This window comes from Sphaerisporangium sp. NPDC049457, assembly GCF_055586705.1.
This window is the reverse complement of record NZ_JBVJHR010000013.1, coordinates 138,685-161,729: the sequence shown is the minus strand read 5'-3', so window position 1 is coordinate 161,729 and position 23,045 is coordinate 138,685. Positions and strand designations below refer to the sequence as shown.

General features: G+C 71.5%; 19 protein-coding genes. 8 read left to right on the top strand and 11 right to left on the bottom strand.

The features are described 5' to 3' along the window. Window positions 1–88: 88 nt before the first annotated feature. Genes ACZ6QO_RS21490 through ACZ6QO_RS21470 form a run of 5 tightly spaced genes read right to left on the bottom strand, consistent with a single transcriptional unit; the run spans window position 89 to window position 4,816 of the window. Window positions 89–613 (bottom strand): NADPH-dependent FMN reductase, encoded by a 525-nt coding sequence (locus tag ACZ6QO_RS21490; RefSeq protein ID WP_465853144.1) that lies wholly within the window; start codon window positions 611–613, stop codon window positions 89–91. Then, the gene (locus ACZ6QO_RS21485) at window positions 610–2,022 is read right to left on the bottom strand and encodes an LLM class flavin-dependent oxidoreductase (protein WP_465853142.1); all 1,413 of its coding nucleotides are present in this window, start codon (window positions 2,020–2,022) and stop codon (window positions 610–612) included. The genes ACZ6QO_RS21490 and ACZ6QO_RS21485 overlap by 4 nt, the downstream gene beginning before the upstream one ends. After that, window positions 2,019–2,942: an ABC transporter permease gene (locus tag ACZ6QO_RS21480; RefSeq protein ID WP_465853140.1), complete on the bottom strand. Its 924-nt coding sequence runs from the start codon at window positions 2,940–2,942 to the stop codon at window positions 2,019–2,021. The genes ACZ6QO_RS21485 and ACZ6QO_RS21480 overlap by 4 nt, the downstream gene beginning before the upstream one ends. Continuing rightward, window positions 2,935–3,759, bottom strand: a complete 825-nt coding sequence (locus ACZ6QO_RS21475) for an ABC transporter ATP-binding protein (RefSeq protein ID WP_465853138.1) — start codon at window positions 3,757–3,759, stop codon at window positions 2,935–2,937. Before ACZ6QO_RS21475 ends, ACZ6QO_RS21480 begins: the two co-directional genes overlap by 8 nt. A 37-nt stretch (window positions 3,760–3,796) precedes the next feature. Then, entirely contained in the window at window positions 3,797–4,816 is a 1,020-nt protein-coding gene (locus ACZ6QO_RS21470) for an ABC transporter substrate-binding protein (RefSeq protein ID WP_465853136.1), read from the bottom strand. A 528-nt stretch (window positions 4,817–5,344) separates the two neighbouring features. On the opposite strand from ACZ6QO_RS21470, the gene ACZ6QO_RS21465 reads away from it, so the two are divergent. Both ACZ6QO_RS21465 and ACZ6QO_RS21460 read left to right on the top strand, forming a co-directional pair. Beyond that, on the top strand, window positions 5,345–5,572 hold the full coding sequence (locus tag ACZ6QO_RS21465; RefSeq protein WP_465853134.1) for a selenium-binding protein SBP56-related protein: 228 nt from the start codon (window positions 5,345–5,347) through the stop codon (window positions 5,570–5,572). Then, window positions 5,481–5,789, top strand: a complete 309-nt coding sequence (locus tag ACZ6QO_RS21460) for a selenium-binding protein SBP56-related protein (protein WP_465853344.1) — start codon at window positions 5,481–5,483, stop codon at window positions 5,787–5,789. Before ACZ6QO_RS21465 ends, ACZ6QO_RS21460 begins: the two co-directional genes overlap by 92 nt. Window positions 5,790–5,914: 125 nt before the next feature. Here the strand turns inward: ACZ6QO_RS21460 and ACZ6QO_RS21455 are convergent, their stop codons facing one another. Next, the gene (locus tag ACZ6QO_RS21455) at window positions 5,915–6,619 is read right to left on the bottom strand and encodes a UdgX family uracil-DNA binding protein (protein ID WP_465853132.1); all 705 of its coding nucleotides are present in this window, start codon (window positions 6,617–6,619) and stop codon (window positions 5,915–5,917) included. A gap of 197 nt (window positions 6,620–6,816) precedes the next feature. On the opposite strand from ACZ6QO_RS21455, the gene ACZ6QO_RS21450 reads away from it, so the two are divergent. The 5 genes from ACZ6QO_RS21450 (at window position 6,817) to ACZ6QO_RS21430 (ending at window position 11,804) form a co-directional block, all read left to right on the top strand. Continuing rightward, window positions 6,817–7,755 (top strand): lytic transglycosylase domain-containing protein, encoded by a 939-nt coding sequence (locus ACZ6QO_RS21450; protein ID WP_465853130.1) that lies wholly within the window; start codon window positions 6,817–6,819, stop codon window positions 7,753–7,755. Window positions 7,756–8,031: 276 nt separating this feature from the next. Beyond that, complete coding sequence (locus tag ACZ6QO_RS21445) at window positions 8,032–8,157, top strand: hypothetical protein (protein ID WP_465853128.1); 126 nt, start codon at window positions 8,032–8,034, stop codon at window positions 8,155–8,157. Beyond that, window positions 8,154–9,350, top strand: a complete 1,197-nt coding sequence (locus tag ACZ6QO_RS21440; RefSeq protein WP_465853126.1) for a M20/M25/M40 family metallo-hydrolase — start codon at window positions 8,154–8,156, stop codon at window positions 9,348–9,350. Before ACZ6QO_RS21445 ends, ACZ6QO_RS21440 begins: the two co-directional genes overlap by 4 nt. 417 nt (window positions 9,351–9,767) lie before the next feature. Beyond that, window positions 9,768–11,225 (top strand): sensor histidine kinase, encoded by a 1,458-nt coding sequence (locus ACZ6QO_RS21435; protein WP_465853124.1) that lies wholly within the window; start codon window positions 9,768–9,770, stop codon window positions 11,223–11,225. 165 nt (window positions 11,226–11,390) lie between these two features. Beyond that, a complete protein-coding gene (locus tag ACZ6QO_RS21430) occupies window positions 11,391–11,804 on the top strand; it encodes an ester cyclase (RefSeq protein ID WP_465853122.1) in 414 nt (137 codons plus the stop codon). Window positions 11,805–11,850: 46 nt separating this feature from the next. On the opposite strand, the gene ACZ6QO_RS21425 is transcribed toward ACZ6QO_RS21430, so the two are convergent. Continuing rightward, window positions 11,851–12,891, bottom strand: coding sequence for a LacI family DNA-binding transcriptional regulator (locus ACZ6QO_RS21425; RefSeq protein ID WP_465853120.1), 1,041 nt, complete (start codon window positions 12,889–12,891; stop codon window positions 11,851–11,853). A 164-nt stretch (window positions 12,892–13,055) separates the two neighbouring features. On the opposite strand from ACZ6QO_RS21425, the gene ACZ6QO_RS21420 reads away from it, so the two are divergent. Beyond that, the gene (locus ACZ6QO_RS21420; protein WP_465853118.1) at window positions 13,056–15,344 is read left to right on the top strand and encodes a glycoside hydrolase family 9 protein; all 2,289 of its coding nucleotides are present in this window, start codon (window positions 13,056–13,058) and stop codon (window positions 15,342–15,344) included. Between the two features lie 159 nt (window positions 15,345–15,503). Here the strand turns inward: ACZ6QO_RS21420 and ACZ6QO_RS21415 are convergent, their stop codons facing one another. From ACZ6QO_RS21415 to ACZ6QO_RS21400, 4 genes are all read right to left on the bottom strand, one after another. Continuing rightward, window positions 15,504–15,932 carry a hypothetical protein gene (locus ACZ6QO_RS21415; RefSeq protein ID WP_465853116.1) on the bottom strand — a complete coding sequence of 143 codons (429 nt, stop codon included), beginning with the start codon at window positions 15,930–15,932 and terminating at the stop codon, window positions 15,504–15,506. A gap of 220 nt (window positions 15,933–16,152) precedes the next feature. Then, on the bottom strand, window positions 16,153–20,208 hold the full coding sequence (locus tag ACZ6QO_RS21410) for an SAV_2336 N-terminal domain-related protein (RefSeq protein ID WP_465853342.1): 4,056 nt from the start codon (window positions 20,206–20,208) through the stop codon (window positions 16,153–16,155). Window positions 20,209–20,255: 47 nt separating this feature from the next. Beyond that, on the bottom strand, window positions 20,256–21,236 hold the full coding sequence (locus ACZ6QO_RS21405) for an AAA family ATPase (protein ID WP_465853114.1): 981 nt from the start codon (window positions 21,234–21,236) through the stop codon (window positions 20,256–20,258). Further along, complete coding sequence (locus tag ACZ6QO_RS21400) at window positions 21,233–23,041, bottom strand: VMAP-C domain-containing protein (RefSeq protein ID WP_465853113.1); 1,809 nt, start codon at window positions 23,039–23,041, stop codon at window positions 21,233–21,235. The genes ACZ6QO_RS21405 and ACZ6QO_RS21400 overlap by 4 nt, the downstream gene beginning before the upstream one ends. Window positions 23,042–23,045 lie beyond the last annotated feature (4 nt).

Genomic DNA, 23,045 nt, shown 5'->3' with positions numbered 1-23,045 from the left:
CCGCCGTTCCGACCGGGCGCGGCGGATACGGCAGCGCCGTTGCGGGCGGGTGGGCGGAGTGGGGGGCGCTGGGCGGGGACGGTCTCGGTCATATCTCCGCCCTTTCTCGCAACGCCGCGGCGACCTGAGGAGCGACCCGGTCGGCCCAGCCTGTGAGGGCCGCCTCCAGATCCGGTATCCGGGATTCCAGCAGTGCCAGTCCAGGGGTCGGGACCTGGGCGCCGAGCTCGGTCAGCACCGGGCGCAGGTGCAGTTCGACGGCCAGGGCGTGACGGGGGTCGCCCATGACCAGCAGCGGCAGCGCCACGACACGGGCCAGCGCGCCCGCCGGGATCCGGTCGAGGAACACCTTCAGCAGGCCGGTGTAGGTGGCCTTGTAGGTGGGACTGGCCACGACGAGCACGCCGGCCTGTGTGACCGTCTCCAGCGCCGCCTCCACCGCGGGCGACGGGACGGGGGCGAGCAGGCGCTGCCCGAGCGCCGACAGGTCCACGATTTCCACGGGCCCGTCGTGTCCAGTGCGCCGCCCGACCGCCTCGGCGGCCGCCACCGCGGCCGTCAGCGTCCTTGATCCCGCGCGGGGATTGCCGACCAGCGCGACCAGCGGGCTCATGACGCCACCACCACGTCGAGCCGCCCGCCGTCGCCGCCGAGACGCCCGCCTTCGCCGCCGCCGTCGATCTCGCCGATGCGGCCGGCCTCGGCGGCCTCGGCCGCCGCGTACCGCGAGGCGGGCCGGGCCAGCCCGTAGTTGCCGCGCAGCGTGCGGCCCTCGTACTCGGTGCGGAACAGGCCTCTGATCTGCAGTTCCGGCACGACGTGGTCCACGAAGTGCTCAAGGCCGCCCGGCAGGATCGGCGGCATGATGTTGAAGCCGTCGGCCGCGCCGTTCTCGAACCACTCCTGGATCTGGTCGGCGATCTGCTCGGGCGTGCCGGTGACGACGCGGTGCCCGCGCCCGCCGGCCAGGCGGCCGAGGAGCTGCCGCACGGTCAGATCCTCCCGGCGGGCGAGCTCGACGACCAGCTTGCGGCGGCTCTGCGCGCCTTCCGTCTCGACCGGTACGTCGGGCAGCGGCCGGTCCAGCGCGTCCTCCTCCAGGTCGATGCCGACCAGGTGCGAGAGCTGCGCGAGCCCGTATGCGGGGATGATCAGGTCTTCGAGTTCCTTCTCCAGTCGCCGGGCCTCGTGCTCGGTAGAGCCGATGATCGGCGATATGCCGGGCAGGATCAGCACCTCGTCCGGCCGCCTGCCGTACGCGGCGACCCGCGACTTCAGGTCGGCGTAGAACTCCTGGCCGTCGGCGAGGGTCTGCTGAGCGGTGAAGACGGCCTCGGCGAAGCGGGCGGCGAACTCCTTGCCGTCCTCGGAGGACCCGGCCTGCACGAGCAAGGGGCGTCCCTGCGGCGAGCGCGAGGTGTTCAGCGGGCCGCCCACCCGGAAGTGGGCGCCGTCGTGGTGCAGCGCGTGGATCTTGCTGGTGTCGGCGTAGTGCCCGCGGTGGCGGTCGCCGACGATCGCGTCGTCCTCCCAGCTGTCCCACAGCGCGGTGACGACCTCGAGGAACTCGGTGGCCCTGGCGTACCGGTCGGCGTGCGCGGGCCGCTGGACGCCGAAGTTGCGGGCCTCGGCCTCGCCGGCGGAGGTGACGATGTTCCACCCCGCCCGGCCGCCGCTGATGTGGTCCAGCGAGGCGAACTTGCGGGCCACGTGGAACGGCTCGTTGTAGGTGGTGGACACGGTCGCGATCAACCCGATGTGGTCGGTCACCGTCGCGAGGGCCGACAGCAGGGTGAGCGGTTCGAGCCCGCCGAGCGCGTTGTGCCGGACGTCGCCCTGCAGCGCCAGGCCGTCGGCGAGGAACACCGAGTCGAGCAGGCCGCGCTCGGCGATGCGCGCCAGTTCCTGGTAGTGGCGGACGTCGGTGAGGCGGGCGGGCTCGGTGCGCGGATGGCGCCAGGCCGCCTCGTGGTGACCCACGCCCATGAGGAAGGCGTTCAGATGGAGCCTGCGGGTGGTCATGCGGTGGTCCTCCAGGTCGAGAAGCGGCGCTCCACGGTGAGCAGGAGCAGGTTGAACAGCAGGCCGAGCACGGAGATCGTGATGATCCCGGCGTACATGTCCGGGATGCGGAAGCTGAACTGGGCGTCCTGGACGAGGTAGCCGAGCCCGGCCTTGGCACCGACCATCTCGGCGAACAGCAGCACGAGGATGGAGTAGGCGCCCGCCAGCCGGATGCCGGTGAAGATCGTGGGCACGGCCGCCGGGAGGATCACCTTGCGGAACAGCCTGAGCGGGCCGAGCCCCATGGAGCGGGCCGACTTGATCAGCAACGGTTCCACGGTGCGCACACCGCCGACGGTGTTGAGCAGGATCGGCCAGGCGCAGGCGTACAGGATGAAGCTGATCTTGGATGGTTCGCCGAGGCCCATGATGAGGATGAACACCGGCAGCAGAGCCACGGGCGAGGTGTTGCGGAACAGTTCCAGCACGGGGTTGAGGAAGTCGGCGACCGGCCGGTACCACCCGATGGCCAGGCCGAGCGGGATGGCCAGCACGATGGCCAGGCCGAACCCGGAGATCGACCGGATCAGCGAGGCCTGGAAGTGCTCCAGCAGTTGCCCGCCGGCCAGCAGGTCGTACCAGGCGAGCAGGACCTCCGACAGCGGGGGCACGAAGACCCGGTCCACCACTCCGGCGCGGGGCAGCGTCTCCCAGGCGACGGCCAGCAGCACCAGGGCCAGCGACCGCCGCGCCGGCAGCGCCGCCCGCGCCGCGACTCTGGAAGTCGCGGACGCCGCGGCGGCGGTCGCCGAAGCGCCGGCGCCGGTAACCCCGGTGGCGGGCCCCGGCGCGCCGGATGCCGCGGGGGCGTGGGCGGTCGTACCGGGCGCGGTGGCGCCGGGGGTGGTCGTGCCGGGGACGGCGAGGGTGTCAGCCAATGGTCCGCTCCTGTTCCTGGGCCGCCGCGACCTCGTCGCGCAGCAGGGTCCAGATCTCGTGGCGGTACTCGCCGAACCGCGGGTCGGCGCGCAGGTCGCCCTCGCGCGAGCCGAACGCCACGTCGATGATCTTTTTGATCCGGCCGGGCCGTGAGGTCATCACCGCGACCCGCCGGCCCAGGTACACCGCCTCGTCGATGCCGTGGGTGATGAAGACGATCGTCTTGTGCGTCTTCTCCCAGATGTGCAGCAGTTCTTCCTGGAGCGACTCGCGGGTCTGGGCGTCCAGGGCGGCGAACGGCTCGTCCATCAGCAGCACGTCCGGGTCGAAGGCCAGGCTGCGCGCGATGGCGACGCGCTGGCGCATGCCGCCCGACAGCTCGTGCGGGTAGCGCTGCTCGAACCCGGCCAGCCCGACGAGGTCGAGGTAGTGGCGGGCCCGCTCACGCCGTTCCCTCCTCGGCACGTCCTTGGCCTCCAGGCCGAACTCGACGTTGGCCAGGGCCGTGCGCCAGGGGAACAGGGCGTACTGCTGGAACACGATGCCGCGGTCAAGGCCGGGCCCGGTCACCGCCCGGCCGTCGATGAGGATCTCGCCGGAGGTGGGCGCGGTGAGGCCGGCGATCAGGTCGAGCAGCGTGGACTTGCCGCAGCCGCTCGGGCCGACCAGGGTGAGGAACTCTCCTTCCAGCACGTCCAGGTCGACGCCCTCGACGGCGGTGAACGGCCGGGCGGCTCCCCTCACCTGGAAGGTCTTGCCGACGTCTCTGATGCCGATCTTCGTCCGGGTCGGGACCCGGGTGGCGGTGATGGTCACGGCGCCTCCTTCGTGGGCGCGGGACGGCCGGCGGGGGTCATGAGGCGTTCCCGTTCTGGAAGGGGTTGTACTCGTTGGTGAACAGGTCGTCCGTCTTGACCTGGCCCGGCTTGATCTCGCCTTCGCGTTCCAGCCAGTCGACCCAGGTCTGGAAGTCCTTGGCCTCGATCACGCCGCCCTTCTGGACGACGCCGCTGCTCTTCCAGAAGGCGACGCTCCCCGCGTCCTCGTTCCTGCCCCGCGCCGCGATGATCTTCTTGTACTCGGCGATCACCTCGTCACGGGAGTGGGTCTGGGTCCACTCCACCGCCTTGGCGAAGGCCTGGACGAACTTGCGGGTCGTGTTCGGGTTCCGCTGGATGAACCGCTGGGTGAGCACGACGCTGCCGGCGGTGAACGGGCCGTACAGGTCGATGTCCTTGAACACGGGGCGGATGCCGCCGCGCGCGAGGGCCTTGTCGCGCAGGATGCCCGAGAGCGCGGCCACGTCGATCTGGCCCTGGCGCAGCGCCTGCTCGGTGTTGACCGGCGGGACGACCACCAGCTCGACCTTGTCGATCTCCTCCGGGGTCAGGCCGCCGCGCTTGAGGTACTCCTTCACCACGGCCTCCAGATGGGCGCCGAGGGTGTTGACGCCGATCTTCTTGCCGATCAGGTCGCGGGGGCCCTTGATCGGCGAGCCGTCGGCGACGTAGTAGCCGATGTAGCTGTCCTTGTCGCTGCCGTAGTAGCCGATCACCGCCTTGATGGGCGCGTGGGCCGCGGCGAGCTTGATGATGGCGCCGTTGAACGCCCCGCCGAAGTCGGTCTGGCCGGTGGCCGCGGCCTGGATGTCCTGCGGGCCGGAGATGGTGTTGCCGATCCACTTGAGCTTGACGGGGGCGAGGTAGCCGAGGTGCTCCGCCAGCTCGGGGAAGGTGACGGCCCCGACGCTGCCCTGGTAGCGCAGCTCGGTGACCTCGGGGCCGCCCGGCTTGGCGGCGCCGGAGGCCGAGCCGCACGCGGTGAGCGACATCGCAAGCAGGACGGGGATGAGCGCATGTCTGTGTCTGATCACGAAAAGGCCTCATGGAGAAAGGGCACGCTCGCGCGACGCCGCGCCGCGGGCGAGGCGTGCCAGGGGGAACGGTTTTCCGGGGTAGCAGGTGCGGTCAGGGGAGGCGTGGACACCGTCGGCCACGCGGAATCGCGAGGCCGGGCCGCGGCGGCACCGTGGCCGCGCGCCCCCTCGCCGGTGTGCGAGGGCGTGGATGACGCCCGCGATACGCGATCAGCGGTCGATCAGCGACGATCAGCGACACTGCGCGCTGGCGATGTGGCCGAAGTCCACATGCGAGCGCCGCGTGAGGTAAAGCGCTTGGCCCATGGATCGAACCTACGACGCCGGAGAGCCATAAGTCAATATTTCCTACCGGTTGTACATAGATATCCCTGGTGGAGTGGCGGCTCTCCACCTGCCATCCTCTCCCGAGTTCACCGAGGTTCGCCGAGGGCGCTCCACCGCAGGCCGCCCACCAGCAACGACTCCGCCGCGTGAACGGTCGCACACTACCTATTGACTCCATAGGCAATGCGGGAATTATTGATGACATGGCCGCCGCTGGTCACCGACATCGACCTGTCCGTGGACGACCGGCGCCTGTACGTCTCCTGCTGGGGGACGGGCGAGATCAAGCAGTACGACGTGAGCGACCCGTTCGCACCGGTCGAGCTGGGGCTCTCTGCGCATCGGCGGGATCACCCGCACGCAGGCTCATCCGGCGGCGGACGTCCCGCTGCGCGGCGGCCCGCAGATGGTGGAGGTGAGCAGTGACGGCAGGCGCGTGTACGTGACCAACTCGCTGTACGGGGCGTGGGACGACCAGTTCTACCCCGAGGGGGTCGGCGCCTGGCTGGCCAAGATCGACTCCGAGTCGTTCGCCTTCGACGAGCGCTTCTTCCCGCACGGCGACGACTTCCGCGGCCTGCGGGCCCACCAGGTGCGGCTCCAGGGCGGCGACGCCTCCTCCGACTCCTACTGCTACCCATGACCATCACCGCGGCACTGCGCGACCACCTCGGGCTCACACGAAGGAGATCCCATGACGTTGCATCTCGCCGTCGCCGGTGACCGGCGCGCCGCCGCAAGCCGCCGCCACAGGCCGGCGGCGGGCGGTCAGCGCAGCGCGCCGGCGGCGACCAGCAGGTCCGCGACCAGCCCCTCGTACATCGCCTCGCGGTCATCGGCCCGCAGGACGGCCGAGGGGTGGATGGTCGCCAGCAGGCGCGCCTCCTCCTCGGCGAAGGCCGCCTTCCACGGGCCGGCTCCGTCGCCGGCGGGCGGGAAGGGCAGCAGCACGCCGCGTTCTCTGGTCACCCGGAAGGAGGGGCCGAGCAGCGCCTTTCCCGCGGTGGCCCCGAGGGCGACGATGACGTCGGGGCGCAGGACCCGCAGCTCGGCGACCAGCCACGGCCGGCAGGCCGCCATCTCACGAAGCGTCGGCGGCTTGTGGATGCGCTTCTTGCCCGCGTCCCGCACGGTGAACTTGAAGTGCTTGACCGCGTTGGTGACATAGGCCTGCGCCTTGTCGATGCCGGCCTCCTCCAGGGCGCGCGTCAGGATTCCGCCCGCCGGGCCCACGAAGGGATGCCCGCGCCGGTCCTCCTGGTCACCCGGCTGCTCCCCCACCAGCACCACGCGGGCGGTCGCCTCGCCCTCCCCGAACACGGTCTGCGTGGCGTCGCGGTACAGCGGGCATCCCCGGCAGCCGGCGGCGGCCTCGCTGAGGGCGCGCAGATCGTCCCTGCCCGGGAGATACGGCGAAGCGTCGTACCCCTCACCGTCCTGAGCACCGTCCTGAGCGTCGGTACGGGTGGTCACGGCCTCCCCCTCTCCCCGTCCCTGCTGACTCCGGGCACTCTCATCCCCCTCGCCTACCCCGTCCGCCGGCCCCCATTCGGGACGGCGTGCCGCCGCATCGGGGACGGCGTGCCGCCGCGCGCCCCGCCGCGCCGCCGGTTGTAGGTTGGACCGCTATGGGGATGGACTCGGCGGGCGCGCGCTGTCGGACCCGGGTGGTGTCGCTGGTCGCGTTCGCCTCCGTGGCACTGGCGGCGGCGGGCGGGTGCGGGTGGGCGTCGAGCGCGCCCCCCTCGGCCGCGCCGCCCTCGGCCGCGAGCTCCGCTCCGGCCGCGACGTCCTCACCCGGGCCGAGCGCGGCGCGGACGCCGGCCGGGCAGCCCGATCTCCCGCCGCCGGACGCCGAGATCCCCGGCGACCCGGCCGGGCTCGCCCGCGCCCTCGACCGGACCACCCGCGCGCTGCGCACGGCCATCACCGCCTGGATCAAGGACGGCGACCCCGGGCGCGGCCGGCCGCCGGAGTCCGTCGTGCTGCTCACCCTGTACCACCAGCGCCTGTGCCGGTGGGCCGCCCGCCACCCCGAGACGGCCTCGCGCGCCTTCGCCCGGCTGAGCGCGCCGATCGCCGCGCAGGCCAGGGACGACGCCACGGCCGTCCGCGAGCTGCTGTCGCTGGCCCACCCGCTCACGGGCAAGGCGACGTTCAAGGTGCGCGACCCGCTGCCGGCCGACGGCCTGCTCGGCCACTTCAAGCGGGCCGAGCGGCGTTTCGGCGTGGAGTGGGAGGTGCTCGCCGCGGTGATGCTCGTGGAGACCAAGTTCGGCCGGGTGCGGTCGGCGAGCCACACGGGCGCGAAGGGCCCCATGCAGTTCATGCCGGCGACGTGGCGGGCCTACGGCATGGGCGGCGACATCCAGGACACCGGGGACGCCGTCGCGGCCGCCGCCAACTACCTGCGGTCCTCCGGCGCCCCAGGCGACTACCGCAGGGCGCTGTACGCCTACAACCACTCCCAGGCCTACGTGGACGCCGTCCTGCGGCACGCCCGCCAGATGAAGCGCGACAGCCGCACCTACTACGCGTACTACAACTGGCAGGTGTTCGTGCTCACCACGAAGGGCGAACGCCGCCTCACCGGCCCCGGCCTCTCCTGACCACCGCGAGCCGGCCGCCCCCGTGCCGGTGTGAGGGCCGGAGCCGAGGTCGAGGAAGGGATGACCGCGCTCTGGCGGCACCGCTTCCGGCACGTGAGGCGGTTCCGGTCACCACGGTGATCGACCTGATGGTCGACACCGTCGTCACGATCTGCCCCGCCGGGCCGGCGGGCATCTCGCCCGCACTTCCGCGCTCAGGGCGATTCGGACGATTTGCGCCAGGGCTCGCCTGTCATACGGTCACGGTGACCGTCCATGTGATCGGAGGGGTGAGACTTGTCCGCTGATCTCCACCACGTCACCGTCGCCACTGCCACTGCCGTCGCCGCCGCCGCCACCACAGCCACAGCCACCGTCGTCGCCGGCGCGCACGCCGTCGTCGCGCCGGGGCGGCCGCTGTGAACCTCGACGCCATGCTGCGAGACCTGGAAGAGCTGGTCGGCTGCGAGTCGTTCTCCGCCGACCACCACGCGGTGGCCCGCAGCGCGGGGGTGGTCGCGCGCCAGGGCGGCGCGCGGCTGGGAGCGACGCCCGAGACCATCCTGATCGGCGGCGTCACCCACCTGCGGTGGAGCTTCGGCACGCCCCGCGTGCTGCTCGTCGGTCACCACGACACGGTGTGGCCGATGGGCTCGCTGCGCACCCGTCCCTGGCAGGTGACCGACGGCGTCGCCCGGGGGCCGGGCGTGTTCGACATGAAGGCCGGCCTGGTGCAGATGTTCCACGCGCTGGCCTCGCTGCCCTCGCTCGACGGGGTCTGCGTGCTGGTCACCGGAGACGAGGAGCTCGGCTCGCCGACCTCGCGCGCGCTGGTCGAGGAGTCGGCGCGGAGTTGCGCGGCGGCGTTCGTCCTGGAGGCGAGCGCTGACGGCGGCGCGCTGAAGACGGCGCGCAAGGGCACCTCGACCTACGAGCTGGTCGTCCACGGCCGCGCCGCCCACGTGGGCCTCGACCCCGAGAAGGGGATCAACGCGGCGGTCGAGGTCGCCCACCAGATCCTCGCCATCGCCGCGATCGCCGACCAGGTCAACGGCCGGCGGCCGGACCCGGGCGGTGCGGGGCCGGCACAGGCCGGCATGGGCGCGGCGGAGCCAGGACAGGCCGGTACGGGCGGGGAGAAGGCAGGACAGGACGGCACCGGCGGGGCGATCGTCACGCCGACGGTGGTGGTGGGCGGGACCACCAGGAACACGGTGCCGGCGGCGGCCCGGCTCTCCGTCGACGTCCGGACGCCCACACCGGCCGCGCAGCACCGGGTGGACGAGATGATCAGAGCCCTGTCCCCGCGGGTGGACGGCGCCCGGCTGGAGGTGCTCGGCGGCCCCAACCGTCCTCCGATGGAGCACGCGTCCTCGGCCGCGCTGTTCGCACTGGCCCAGCGGATCGCCGCCGAGCGCGGGCTCGGGCGGTTGCTCGGCGTCGCCGTGGGCGGGGCCTCCGACGGCAACTTCACCGCGGGGGTCGGCTGCCCCACCCTCGACGGGCTCGGCGCGGTGGGCGGCGGTGCCCACGCCGAGGACGAGCACGTCATCGTGGCCGAGATGCCCCGCCGGGCGGCGCTGCTCGCCGGCCTCGTCGCGGCGTCGCTCACGTGAACCGGCGTTGACCGGACCGCGATCACGACCCGGCCCAGCCCCGGCACCGACCCGGCCCCCAGCACCAGCCTCCGACCCCGGCCCGCAGTCCCCGGCCCGGCAGTCCCCGGCCCGGCAGTCCCCGGCCCGCAGTCCCCGGCTCCAGCCTCGTCTCCGACCCCGGCCCTCAGCCCTCGACCCCCAGCCCCCGGCCCCAGCCCCGTTTCCGACCCCGGCCCAGCCCGTTTGCGGCCCCTGTCCCGATCCCGAGCTCGACGGCGCGGCGCCCGGTCGCCGGAACGGGCCCGTTCCGCCGCAGGTAATGTTCCGGCCTGCGTTTGGTCCGTATATGGGGTGCGCATTGCTTGATCTCGTCTGTGCCGGATAGCTTCGAAAGTACCCTGACCTGGTGTTTTGCGTAACAGGAAGGAGGTTTCCTTGGGAAGCAGGCGACTGTCCCTTCTCCCGGCATCGATACGGGCACGGTCCACGCTGATCGTCGGAACCGCGTGCCTGTTCGTACTCATCGTGATCGGCGCGGGCATCGACTTCCTGGTCATGGACAGGATCGAGGCCCGCGTCTTCCGTGACGCGCAACGGGCCGCCACCAACTGGATCGGCTCCATCCAGCCCGGTCTCACCCCCAGGCCCATGCCAGAGGGGCGCATCGACCTGCTCCAGCTCGTCGACTCCCACGGCCGGGTGGTGGCCGCCACTCCCGCGGCGGCGCGCCGGCCCGCCCTCAGCCCCGAACGGCCGCCGGTCGACAACCGCATCGAGGAGGGCACCCTGTGCCGTACGGGGGACGGGTGCGTGATGTTCACCGCCATCCGGATCCCCCCGTTCGAGACCCGCGAGATCTGGCACGGCGAACCCCATTTCGTCTACTCCGGGACCGCCCAGCCGCGCATCCTGGCCGGTCACCGGCTCGAACTCCTCACCACCGCCGGGGTCCTGCTGGCCACCGGCCTCGTCGCGTGGGGGAACTGGTGGGTCGGCGGCCGCGCGCTGCGACCGGTGGCGGCGATCCGCGCGGCCATGGCCGACATCACGGTGAGCGACCTCAGCCTGCGGGTGCCGGTGCCGCCCGGCCGCACCGAGTACGCGCTCCTCGCCTGCACCGCCAACCAGACCCTGGCCCGGCTGGAGGAGGCGGTTAAGCAGCAACGCCGGTTCGCCTCCACCACCTCCCACGAGCTTCGCACCCCGCTCACCGGGCTGCGCGCCCGGCTGGAGGAGGCGGTGCTCTACCCCGACGACGTCGACCCCCGGCAGACGATCAGAGACTCGCTGTCCCTCACCCAGCGGCTGGAGACCATCGTCGAGGACCTGCTGGTGCTGGCCCGCCTCCGCTCGGGCAGCCCGGCGGAACACGAGGCCCTCTGCCTCGCCACGCTGGTGCGCGAGGCCATCGCCACCCTGCCGGCCGGCGGCGTGCCGATCGACGTGCACGGCGGGAGCGACGTCACCGTCCTCGGCAACCGCAGCCAGCTCATCCGGGTGCTGGACAACCTGCTGGCCAACGCCCGGCGGCACGCCCACGGCCGGGTGGACATCACCGTCGAGCCGGCGGACGGCCAGGCCGTCGTCATGGTGGACGACGACGGCGACGGCATCGCCCACAGGGACCGCGAGCGGGTGTTCGAGCGGTTCGTCCGCCTGGAGGACGGCAAGCGGCGCGAGCCCGGGGGCAGCGGGCTCGGCCTGGCGATCTCCCGGGACATCGCCCATGCTCACAAGGGCACGCTGCGCGTCGAGGACTCGCCGCGCGGCGCCCGCTTCGTCCTGCGCCTGCCGTCGATCGACCTGACGGACGCTTCCCCCTCCGCCCACGGCGGCGCGTCCGGCGCGGCGGGGCCCGCGGCCGGATCCCACACCCCGATCTGGCGGACCTGAACACCAACGCCCTGTTCTCCCACGTCCCACGAGATTCCCCACGCCTTCACACGATTCCCCACGCCCACAAGGTTTCCCACGCCCACGAGGCCATGCCCATGTCTCCCCGCGCCGGCGGCCCGCCCCCAAGGGGTCGCCGGCGCGGCACCACTCAAGGAGCCAACGGTGTCCGATGATCGAGAAGTCACCGACGAGTTGATCAGCGCGTTGAACGCCGGCGACCTCACGACGGCGACGTGCATGTTCGGTCCGCGTGCCGTCTACGTCTGTCCCGGTGGCGTCGCCGAGGGACGCGCGGAGATCGCGTCCTACTTCGCGCTGTACCGCGAGGCGTTCCCCGACCTCAGGGTCACGGCGCACGACAAGGGGACGTGCGGCGACATGCTGGTGCTGGAGTGGACGCTCACCAGCACCCACACCGGCCCCCTGCTGCTGCCCAGCGGCGGCGTCGCCGAGCCGACCGGCCGGCGCGTCGCCGTCCGCGGGTGCGACGTCCGCACCATGGAGAACGGGCTGATCGCCAGCCAGCGCGTGTACTACGACCAGCTGGAGATGCTCACCCAGCTCGGCCTCCCCTGACCCGCCGAGCGCGCCGCCGCCCCGCCGGCCGCCGGCCCCGCCACCGTCAGGCCGGTGCGGCGGTGCTGCCGCGTACCACCAGGTGGGTGGCGAGCTCGACGCGGTGGTGTTCGGCGGTGTCGCCCGCGCTGATGGCCATGACGAGTTCGGCGGCGGCGGCGCCCATCTTGGCCAGCGGCTGATGCACGGTGGTCATCGGCGGGTCCGTCCACTGGGCGAGCGGCAGGTCGTCGAAGCCGACGATGCTGAGGTCGTCGGGCACGCGCAGCCCGGCCCGCAGGGCCGCCTGGTAGACCCCGAGCGCCTGCAGGTCGTTGCCGGCGAAGACGGCGGTGGGCCGGTCGCGGAGGGCGAGCAGCGCCTGCGCCTCGGCACGGCCGGGCTCCACGTAGAGCGGGCAGGTGCGCAGGAGCCGGGGGTCGACGGGCACGCCCGCGGTCTCCATGGCGGCGCGGTAGCCGTCGAGCCGGGCGCGGCAGCACATCAACGTCACCGGGCCGTTGACTATGGCGATCCTGCGGTGCCCGAGCTCCAGCAGGTGGCGGGTGGCCGACAGGCCGCCGTTCCAGTTGGTCGCGCCGACCGAGGGAACGCGATGGCCCGGCTCGCCGTACGGGTCGAGCGCCACGAGCGGGATGGACCTGCTGGCAAGCTGCGCGTGATTGCGGTCGCTCAGCTCGGCGGAGACGGCGATCACACCGGCGGGCCGGCGGGCCAGGACCTCCTCGATCCATTCGCGGTGCGGGGAGTTGTGCCCGTGCATGTCGGTGACGGCGACGGTCAGGCCGTAGGACCCGGCGACCTGGTTGACGCCGCGGATGAGCTCCAGCGCCCACAGGCTGTCGAGGGCCTGGAAGAGGACCTCGATGATGGCCGCGGACTCGGTTCTCTCGGGCCGGCGCTGCCAGCCGTGCTCGTGGATCAGTTCCTCGATGCGGCGCCGGGTGGCGACCGACACGCCAGGGCGTCCGTTGATCACCTTGGACACGGTGGGCGGGGACACGCCGGCCAGTCTGGCGATCTGCGCGACCGTGATCTCCGGGCGGCGCTGCGGTCCTAGCTCGGTGGGAGGGCTCGTGCCGGTCACACGGAAAGCTTAGGAGTCCGCGACAGCGTTCGTGAAATATTCAGAATCATTCGTCGGCCCGATCCGCATGACCTGCGGGAGTCGGACGCGTCCGGCCGAGCAATGTCCTCCGACCGCGTTTCACCCCATCATGCGGTAACGAAACATAAAGGCCGGAGGTGTTCATGATGAATAGATCAGGCCGGCAGGGCCGCCGCCGGGCGGCACTGTCGATGGCGCTCGCCGTGGGGGTGGCGTCGTTCGCCATGGTGACCGCGACGAGCCCGGTGCAGGCCTTCGCCCGGCCGTCCGCCGGACAGAACATCAAGGTCAACCAGGTGGCCTACGCGCCGGGCATGGCCAAGCAGGCGACCGTCGTCAACTCCTCCTCCTCGCCGCTGACCTGGAACCTGCTCAACGGCTCCGACGAGGTGGTGGCGACGGGGACCACGACCGTCTTCGGGCAGGACGGCCCGTCGGGCGACACGGTCCACAAGATCGACTTCTCGTCGTACACCGGAACGGGCACGAACTTCGCGCTCGTCGTGGGCAACGAGTCCAGCCCGTCCTTCGACATCGGCGCCGACGCCTGGAAGAAGCTGCCCTACGACGCGCTGGCGTTCTTCTACCATCAGCGCAGCGGCATCGCCATCGACGCGCAGTACGTCGGCGGCCAGTACGCCCGGCCCGCCGGGCACCTGAACGTCTCGCCCAACCAGGGCGACAACAACGTGCCCTGCCGCAGCGGCTGCGGGTACCGGCTCGACGTGCGCGGCGGCTGGTACGACGCGGGAGACCACGGCAAGTACGTGGTCAACGGCGGCATGTCTGCCTGGCAGCTGGTCAACATCCACGAACGGGCCAAGTACGTCTCCGGCGCCGACCCCGCCGCCTTCGGCGACGGCACCATGGCCATTCCCGAGCGGGCCAACGGCGTGCCCGACGTCCTCGACGAGGCCCGCTGGGAGATCGACTTCATGCTGAAGATGCAGGTCCCGTCGGGGCAGCCGCTCGCCGGCATGGCGCACGCCAAGATGCACGACCAGGCGTGGACCGGCCTGCCGCTGCGCCCCGACCAGGACTCCCAGCCCCGCCTGCTGTCCGCCCCCACCACCGCCGCCACGCTGAACCTCGCCGCGTCCGCCGCGCAGTGCGCCCGCGTGTGGGCCTCCATCGACTCGACGTTCTCCAGCCGCTGCCTCACCGCCGCTGAGAAGGCGTACGCGGCGGCCAAGGCCAACCCGTCCATCATCGCCCCGAGCAGCGACGACCAGGGCGGCGGGTCGTACGTCGACACCAAGGTCACCGACGAGTTCTACTGGGCCGCCGCCGAACTGTACGTCTCGACGGGCAAGCAGACCTACCGCGACGACCTCACCGGCTCGTCCCTCTACTACGGGAGGAGCTTCAGCAACGAGGGCGCGCAGTGGTCGGAGGTGGGTTCACTCGGCGACATCACGCTCGCGCTCGTGCCGAACGGCCTGACCTCCACCATCGGTCAGCAGTTGCGCGCTCGTTTCGTGAGCAACGGCGACACGTTGCTCAACGCGATGCGCGGACAGGGCTACCCGGTGCCGTTCGCGCCGACGGGCGGCGGCTACATCTGGGGCTCGAACAATCTGATACTCAACAACGCCGCGCTGCTCGCGCTCGCCTACGACTTCAGCGGGCAGGAGCGCTTCCGCACCGGCGTGTTCGAGACGATGGCCTACGAGTTCGGCCGCAACCCGCTGGGCCAGTCGTATGTGACCGGGTACGGCGACAAGCCGTCGCGTAACGTCCATCACCGCTTCTGGGCGCACCAGCTGGACTCCTCGCTGCCCATCGCACCGCCCGGCGCGCTCGCCGGTGGCCCAAACAGCGGACTGCAGGACCCGGTCGCCCAGTCCCGGCTCAGCGGGTGCCGGCCGCAGAAGTGCTACCTGGACGACATCGAGGCATGGTCGGTCAACGAGGTCGCGATCAACTGGAACGCGGTGCTGTCCTGGGTGGGCGCCTGGGTCGCGGAGCAGACCCGCACCTCCCCGAGCCCGTCCCCCACGCCGACTCCGACTCCGACTCCGACGCCTACGCCCACTCCCACGCCCACGCCCACGCCCACGCCGACTCCCACTCCCACGCCGACTCCCACACCCACGCCCACGCCGACGCCGACGCCGAGCGCGGGTAATGCCTGCACCGCGACGTACGCCATCACCAACCAGTGGCCAGGCGGCTTCGGGGCGAGCGTCACCGTGAAGAACACCGGGACCGTCACCACCAGCGGATGGACGGTCGCCTGGACCTTCCCCAACGGCCAGACGATCACCCAGCTCTGGAGCGCCGCCTACACGGCGAGCGGATCGAACGTGAAGGCCACGAACATGTCCTGGAACGGCACGCTCAGCGCCGGCGCCTCGACCTCGTTCGGCTTCAACGGCTCCTGGAACGGCGCCAACTCGGTCCCGTCCCAGGTGACCTGCACCCCCGCCTGACGAGCAGTGCCAACGGAACGGGCGACGGTGCGGCGTACGGCGCCGTGGGGATCTCCCCGGCGGCCACGCGCCGCACCGTCCCTGGTTTTCCGCTCACTTGGCGGCCGGGCCTAGAACGGCGGCGACGCCCCCGTTCGTGACCCGGTCACCTTCGGACGCTCAGCGGCCGTGGTGGCCGGAGTGGCCGGAGTTGTGGTGGTCCGAGGACCCGTGGCCGTGACCGTGGTGCCGGTCGCGGGGGAAGTCCTTGCGGTCGAACCCGTGGTGCTTGGCATAGTCGGACGACAGCGACTTCCACTTGCCGTCGCTCCACTTGTAGAAGCGGTGGCCGTCGAAGCGGTAGTGCTTGCCGTGGGACTTGCTGTACCAGTCACCGCGAACGGTGTACCGGTACCACCAACGGTGGCCGTCCCAGACGCGACGGCTACCGTCCCCGTGCTCTCCATGATCCCGGTCGACGACGGTATCACTGGAGGTCACACCCGTTTGTACCGCCGCTGAGGCGGCACCGCCCGCGGCGAACAGGGCACCGCCCGTGAGGGTGAGGGCGGTTATCGCGGTGGCAAGACGCCGAGTGATCGTGTTCATGATCTTCTCCTCGACACGCACACCCGTCCGGTGTCTCCGGACCTGGGGTGTTTCCTGCGTGTTACACGGGGCTCAACTCCAACCTCCCGGGCGATTAATCCCAATCATCCCATGATGTGGAGTTTGTCACTAAAAGTAAGGTTTCCAATCTTGCCGTCCTCCGCCACCGGCGCGAGCGGGCCCTGACGCACAGACGCCAGGGACCGGCGGGTTCCCCCGCTCAGCCTTGAGACGGTGTGCGGATCTGCCAAAGGCCCCCGTGCACACGCCTTCCGATCGCAGCCAGCACTTCGGTGCCGCGCGGGCCGGCTGTGCGGAAGGTGCTCATCTGCCGGGCCAGTCCGGTCATGTCGAGCCAGAGATCCCCGGCGCCGGCGACGGCCGCCTCCTCGCCCTCGCCTTCAAGATGATGTCCGGCCAGCACCCGCACGGACAACGCCGGCACGTCCGGCCGGGGAGCGGCCGCAGTCACCATGTCGACTTCCTTGGTGCCCAGCATGGTCAGACGGCTTCCGTCGCCGCCGGTGAACAGCAGCCGGTACACCAGAAGCTGGTTACCGGAACCGGCGGCCACCGGCATGAACATGAGCCGGCCGTGCTCGATCGCACACCGCCCACCGAACGACGTGGCGTCGATCCATCCCTCGGCGCGGGCGACGCAGACGGAGGTTCCGATGAGCCGTTCCCCGTCGTCCATCGTGACGTCGAGATGGAACGCCAGAGGTTCACGCCCGCCGCCGACCGGCGTGTAGGAACCCTTCAGTTCCTCGGCGAAGGACACCGACGTCGGCGGTGAGAGCGTGGATCCTGCCAGGCTCTGCGGCATGGTCGTCCCTGCCGCCCGCGTACCCCCCTCCAGCATCCTGGTGGACATGCGATCGGCGAGGGCGGCGACGGTCAGTGCCGGGTTGGGGCCGACGGCTCCAGGAAGCATCGCCGCGTCGGCGATGTAGAGGCCGGGGTGACCGAACACCTCACCGTACGGATCGCACACGCCCTCGTCCGGATGGCGGCCCATGGGCGCGCCGCCGGTGGGATTCATGACGAACCTCCGCCCGCGCACGGGGAGGTCGGCGTACTCGGCTCCAAGCACGTCGGCCATTCTTCGCATGGTCGTCCGCACGCGATCGGAGTACTCACCGCTCGACGCGGCCGTCCTATCCGACTCCAGGCGATCGCCTCGCATGCGCAAGACCCCGCCGGGGACGTCACGGCCCTGGGCGAGCAGCGGAAGCGCCCTTCCTTGACCGAACAGCTCGGGCAGATCTTCTGCGGTGCCGTCCCCGGCGCCGAACAACGAGGCGACGAAGCGCTCCCAGGTGCCTTCGACCGCGCGGACCGCCCGTGACGCGACGTCCGCCTCCTGAAGGAAAGAGACGAACCCGGGCCGACCGCCGTCCTCGATGTACGCGCCGCGTCCGCGCGCCGCCCCGCCGTCGAGCGCATCCGGCAGGCGGATCGCGCTAGTGGTGACCGGGCCCATGGCCGGGTCCAACCGCGTGAGTCCGCTGCCGTCCCCCGCCATTTCGAGCATCAAGGCCAGGAGGTCGCCGTTGTCGCCGTGCCGCGTGCCGAGAGCCCCGCTCAGTCCCGGCAACGCGGCACGCGAGCGCAACAGCAGATCGGTGGTGCCGTACGCGCCCGCCCCGAGAATCAGCCGATCGCACCCGATGGTCGTGACGGGGCCCCCAGGCGCCGGACCGGCGTCGCTGTGACGGACGTAGTCCACCTCGTACCCGCCGCCGGGACGCAGGCGGATCGCGGTCACCTCGTGGAGCGTACGAAGGTCGGCGCCGTGGTGGCGGGCCGCCGACAGGTAGGTGTGGTCCAGGGTGTTCTTGGAACCGTCGTTGCAGCCGATGTCGCACTCCCCGCACAGCCGGCAGGTTCGGCGCGGCACGCCGTGCAGGTTGCCGTACCTGGGCTCCTCGATGGGCAGGCTGATCCCCGGCCTGGCTCCGCGTGCGGGCGCGAAGGCGATGGCGAGCGGGGGGAGGAACCAGTCCAGTCCCAGCTCGGCGGCGGCGTTTCGCATCGCCAACGTCTTGGGCGTGCCGGAATAGGCCGGGTGATCGAGCGGGTAGGGGGTCGTGTCCAGCATCCGCTCGACCTGGTCGTAATGCGGATCCAGGTCGGCTCGCGTCACCGGCCAGTGTTCGTACCCTCCGCCCGGCAGCGGCTCCTCCTTGACGAACCAGCGTTCGTCCTTCCGGAGCAGCACGTTCGCGTAGATGAGCGACCCACCGCCGAGCCCACTGGCAACCAGGGAGTAGTCCCCCTTCGCGGAACCTCGCAGATCGAACATGCCGTATAGGCCCTCGCCCGGATCCCAGAACGCGCGGGTCATCTCATGGGGACTGCGCGGGAAGGCGCCAGGCGGGAACGCCCGCCCTCGTTCCAGGACGACGACCGACCGCCCAGCCTCCGCGAGCCGGTAGGCCGCCACAGATCCCCCGAAGCCGGACCCGACGACCACGGCGTCCACGTGCTCCCGCGGATGGGTGAGGAGCGGCGGCTCCCGGTGCTCTTCGAGTCGACGTTCCCCGCGAAGGCCCTCCGCTCCTTGCTCGGGCGGTGCTTCCTCGGGTGACGCTTCCCGTCCCGGCCTTCCCTGAGCCGACCCGGCCTCGCGGTTCGGTGCCGCCGCTTCTGGCAGGACGGTCTCAGGCGCGGCCGGGATCGCGGGCTCAGGAGCGACCATCGGCTCGGGGGACACCAGCCGGGCATAGTCGCCGCCCAGCCGCCGCAGCACCTCGGCCGGGAAAGCGGCGAACGGGAGGGTCAGGTCCGCCAGTGCTCGATCACCTGCGCCCCCCGGCACCGATAACAGCGCGCCGGCCACCCTCGGACTCCCGGCCTGTTCCATCACGAAGGCGTTTATCTCGTCGGCGACCCGCGTGGCCTCCGAGCGGCGGATCGTACCCAGCAGGATGGCCCGCACACCGTCGTCCCACTCATAGCGCGTCAACTCCGGATCGGCGGACGGCTCGCCCACCGTGTGGAGCAGACCGCTGTCGAAGACCTCGGCCAGGTGCGCCGGACGGCCGTGCGGGAGCATCAATCGCTGAACCATCCGCATCACCGGCAGGGTCAGCGGGACGACGGACAGATAGCCTGCCAGCCGGTAGGCCGTCGGTGACGCCGCGGCCCTGAAACCGGCCACACGACTCAGCGGCGACCGCCGTCCCTCGGCCGGGCCGGCGTCCTGGCCGGACAGCCTGGGCTCCTGCCCGGTCCACGCGACGATCCCTTCCATGCCACCCGCCGCCGAGCCGCTGACAAGCCGGGCCCACGCCTCCAGCCACGCCGGCTGAATCTCCAGGATGGGCACCGGGATTCCGGGGGGCCGGGGTACTCTTCTGAGCCGCGACCCGCCGGCCACCCTCAGCAGAGGATTGGGCACGCCCCGTTCGTCCGCGTAGATGCGCGCCGCCGTCGTGAGCAGGCCGGCCCGTTTCCACATCCGCTGTGGCAGCGGCTGCAACAGCGCGAGAGGCCCGTGACGGCCCCACATGTCGAGGAGCGCGTGCCCCGTGCCGTCATACCACTTGGCGTCGACGCAGTCGCTGACCACCAGCACGACCTGGCGGCCGGTCGGGTCGATCAGCCCTCTCGGTCCGCGCAGCGCTCCGCCGTGCGTGGTCGTCCGTGTCAGCAGCCCTGGTCTGCCGTCCGCCCCGGTGCGCAGGTACCACAGTCGGATGTCCTGGAAAGCACCGAGCCGTTCCAAGAGCAGCCGCAGCTCAACGACCAGCGACCGCCAGATCTCCATCGAGGGGGTCAGATCGACCACGATGGCCAGGCTCAGCCAGCGCCGGGACTGTGGGACCAGCACGGGCAGGAGAAGGTTCTGCTCAGCGGCGCGCTCCGCCGTGGCCTCCTCATCGAGGACCAGCCGGCGACTGGAGGGAACCTGTCGTTTCAGAGGCCGCAGCGCCCGCAGGAGGTCCAAGCCGTTCGGCAGCGGGGAGACAGCCGGAGCGCGCACGGGAACCGCGTCCGTGCCCGGCCGCCGCGGCTCGGAGACGGATGGATACAGCCGCGCCCGCGCGACCGCGCGGGGAGAACGCTCTTGTTCACCCGCCGCCTCATCGTCCGGCGGCGGCACCTGGCGGGACGAGGGCGGCGTCACCGCCGCAGGCGGGGCCGGAACTTCATCCAGGGGAGGCGCGGCGTGGACGTCCGGCTCAGGACGAGGCCCGGAGGCGTCCATCTGAGCGGCCAACCAGAGGGTCTCAGCGACCTCTCTGACGTCGGCCTCGATCCCCAGGGACATGAGGGACGCCAGTAGGCGTTCGACGAAGCGGTCGACGGTCACGGTCGTCAGTCGCCCGTCGTCCGCAGGTCCCTCATGAGCTTCAAGGCAAGCTGGTCGAGGTCCACGCCGTCCCGCCGGGCGGCCTGGAAGCGCAGGTAGATGGCGTTGAGCAGCTGATCGGTGGCCAGGTCGCCGTCCCGCTGCCGCTCCACGAAGGCCTGGACCAGGTCGGCTCCGGCGCGGCCGAGCTCGTCGCCGAGCCTCGCCTGGACGATCTCGGTCAGCCGCTGCCCGGAGGGCGGCGTGATCGTCAGCGGCACGCACCGCCGCAGGAACGCGGGCGGAAACTCTCGCTCCTGGTTGCTGGTCAGGACGATCACCGGGAAGGTCCGGCAGCGCACCTGGCCCTCCCGGACCGGAGCCCGGCCCGTGGCGTCGGCCGTGAGCACCATGACCTCCGGCTGGCCGACGGCGACCCGCACCAGCTCGGGGATCGTGAACTCCCCGTCTTCCAGCACGGTGAGCAGGTCGTTAGGCAGATCGATGTCGCTCTTGTCGATCTCGTCGATGAGCAGTACCCTCGGCCGGTCGCGGGGCAGCAGTGCGGTGCCGAGCGGGCCAAGGGTCACATAGCGCCCCATGTCGCCCTGCGCCCCCGGCACGTTGAGGTTGAGGTCGTGCAGGCGACCGATCGCATCGTAGGTGTAGAGCCCTTCCTTGAGCGTGGAGCGGCTGGTGATCGGCCAGCGCAGCACCGGTCCGAGACCCAGCTCGTAGGCGACCGCCAGCGCCAGCGTCGACTTGCCGACGCCGGGGTTGCCGGTGACGAGTAGCGGCCTGCGCAAGAAGAGGGCGGCGTTGGTGAGGTCGATGGTCTCCTGGTCCGCCTTGAAGAATCGCGCCCTGCCGACGTCGCGGGGCTTCCAGTCGGGAAGCTTGCCGGTGAGCGCCGGGCCGCCGTCGAAGCGCCGCCACTCCAGCGGCTCGGGCAGGTCATCAATGCCCCCGTGCGGCTCACCGGTGCCGCGGAAGATCTGCCAGGTCACGTTGTCTCCCCTCGGGGGCCGACCAGCGCCGGGCCGTCCGGGTCGGGCCGGGTCGGGTCGTCCCACAGCAGGGTGAGACCCCTCCCGCAGTGCTCAGGGTCGCGCCCGTGCGCCTGTGCCTCCGCGCGCAGGCGGCGTACGAGCGGGGGAAGCCGGCGCACGGACCCCTCAGCGGACCGGCCGGCCAGCCATTCGATGATCGCGCGCTGGAAGCGGTCTCCCGTGCACACTTCCGCGCCTGCCGCGCCGCCGGCGTGCTCGGGGCAGGGCAGACGCCGCCACAGTGCCGCCGGCAGTCCCGCCTCGTAAGCGGCCTCGAGGACGAGCCTCCCGGGCTCATTGTCCGGCCGGTAGGTCAGCATCAGCACGGTTTCGTCGGCGCAATTCTGGAAGGAGGCGTAAAGCTGCTCGATGTGGTCGCGGGTGCGGCAGTCCACCCAGTGCAAGATCGGCTCGGCGGATTGAAGGCTCTTCCACCTGCGTCGGCTATGGACCTTCGCGTCCGCAGGCCGGCCGCTGGTGCGGACGACGACCGGGAACTGCGTGCCCAGCGGCTTGAATGGCTTATCGACGTACCACTCGTCCACCCCATCGTCGCCGCTGCCCAGCAAGTTGTACGGGAGGACGAACTCGACGACGAGGTCGGAGGCCTCGGTGAACTCGGCCAGAGCGTCTTGGAGCACGGCACGGACCCTCGCGCGGATCTCCGCCAGCGGGAGCGGGACGTCGTCACAGTAGGCCATCGCCGGAGGTTCGCGCGTGTCGCGATAGGTCCAGACCGTGACGATCAGCTTCTCGCTGTCGGTGCCCGCGGGTGTGAGATGAATCTCTATCAGCGCAGTGCGGACGGGCTCGGCGGCCGGCTCCCAAGCGGGGTCGGCCGGCCGCCGCGTAGAGGCCGCCGCCGCTTCGGCGCGCAGCCGGTCCAGCGGCCGTAAGGCGTCGTCCCGCGCGGGGCCGAGGGAGTCGGCCACCTCCCAGATGAGGTCGTCCGGTGTGCGGAAGGGTTGGTCCGGGAGCGGGCGAAGGCCGTCGAAGACACGATGGAACAACTCGTACAGGCTGCCGCGCGTCGCCTCCAGGTCTGCCCGGAGCTCGCGCAGCTCCCCTAGGGTCAGGTGTTCCATCGGCGTACCATCGCCGTCCGGCGCCCGCCATCGCGGGTCGGGCGGCGGCTGTCCGGCCGCCCAGATCTCGGGGAAGAACCGCCGGAAGGCCGCCGCCGGAGTCGCCAGGCCTCCCTGAGGCCATCCCTCCTTCCGTGCGGTGGTGAGGATGCCGCACACGGCGCCCTGTGCGGGATCGAGGACGGGGCCGCCGGACATGCCAGGAGCCAATTCGCGGTCGGCCATGGTCAGCATCGGCCGGCCATGGAAATCGCGTGGTGCGTCATAGGCCACCCACACCCCGCCCCGCTCCGGCTCGGCGGTGTACGTCCGTTCGAACCCGCTGGCGTACAGCGTGGTGCGGTCGTCCGGCAACTCTTCCGCCAATCGCACGCAGGGATGGCCATCGGGCAGCTCGGTCGAAGTCACGAGCGCGAGGTCGGGGTAACCCCACAAGCCAACGCCGCGGCCGGTCGCGGGCACCGCCCGCACGGTGCCGGTGTACACCTGCACGCCCCAGCGGAACCGGACCCGGGTCGCCGTCTCGTAGCCGTCACCGATGCGGACGCCGACGACGTGGGCACAGGTCAGGACCATGCCTGGAGCGACCAGGAAGCCACTGCCGCCACGGACCTCCCCTTCCAGGACCCATACGACGCACGAGTCCACCAGGCGGGCGAGCACGGTACGGTCGTTCACGACG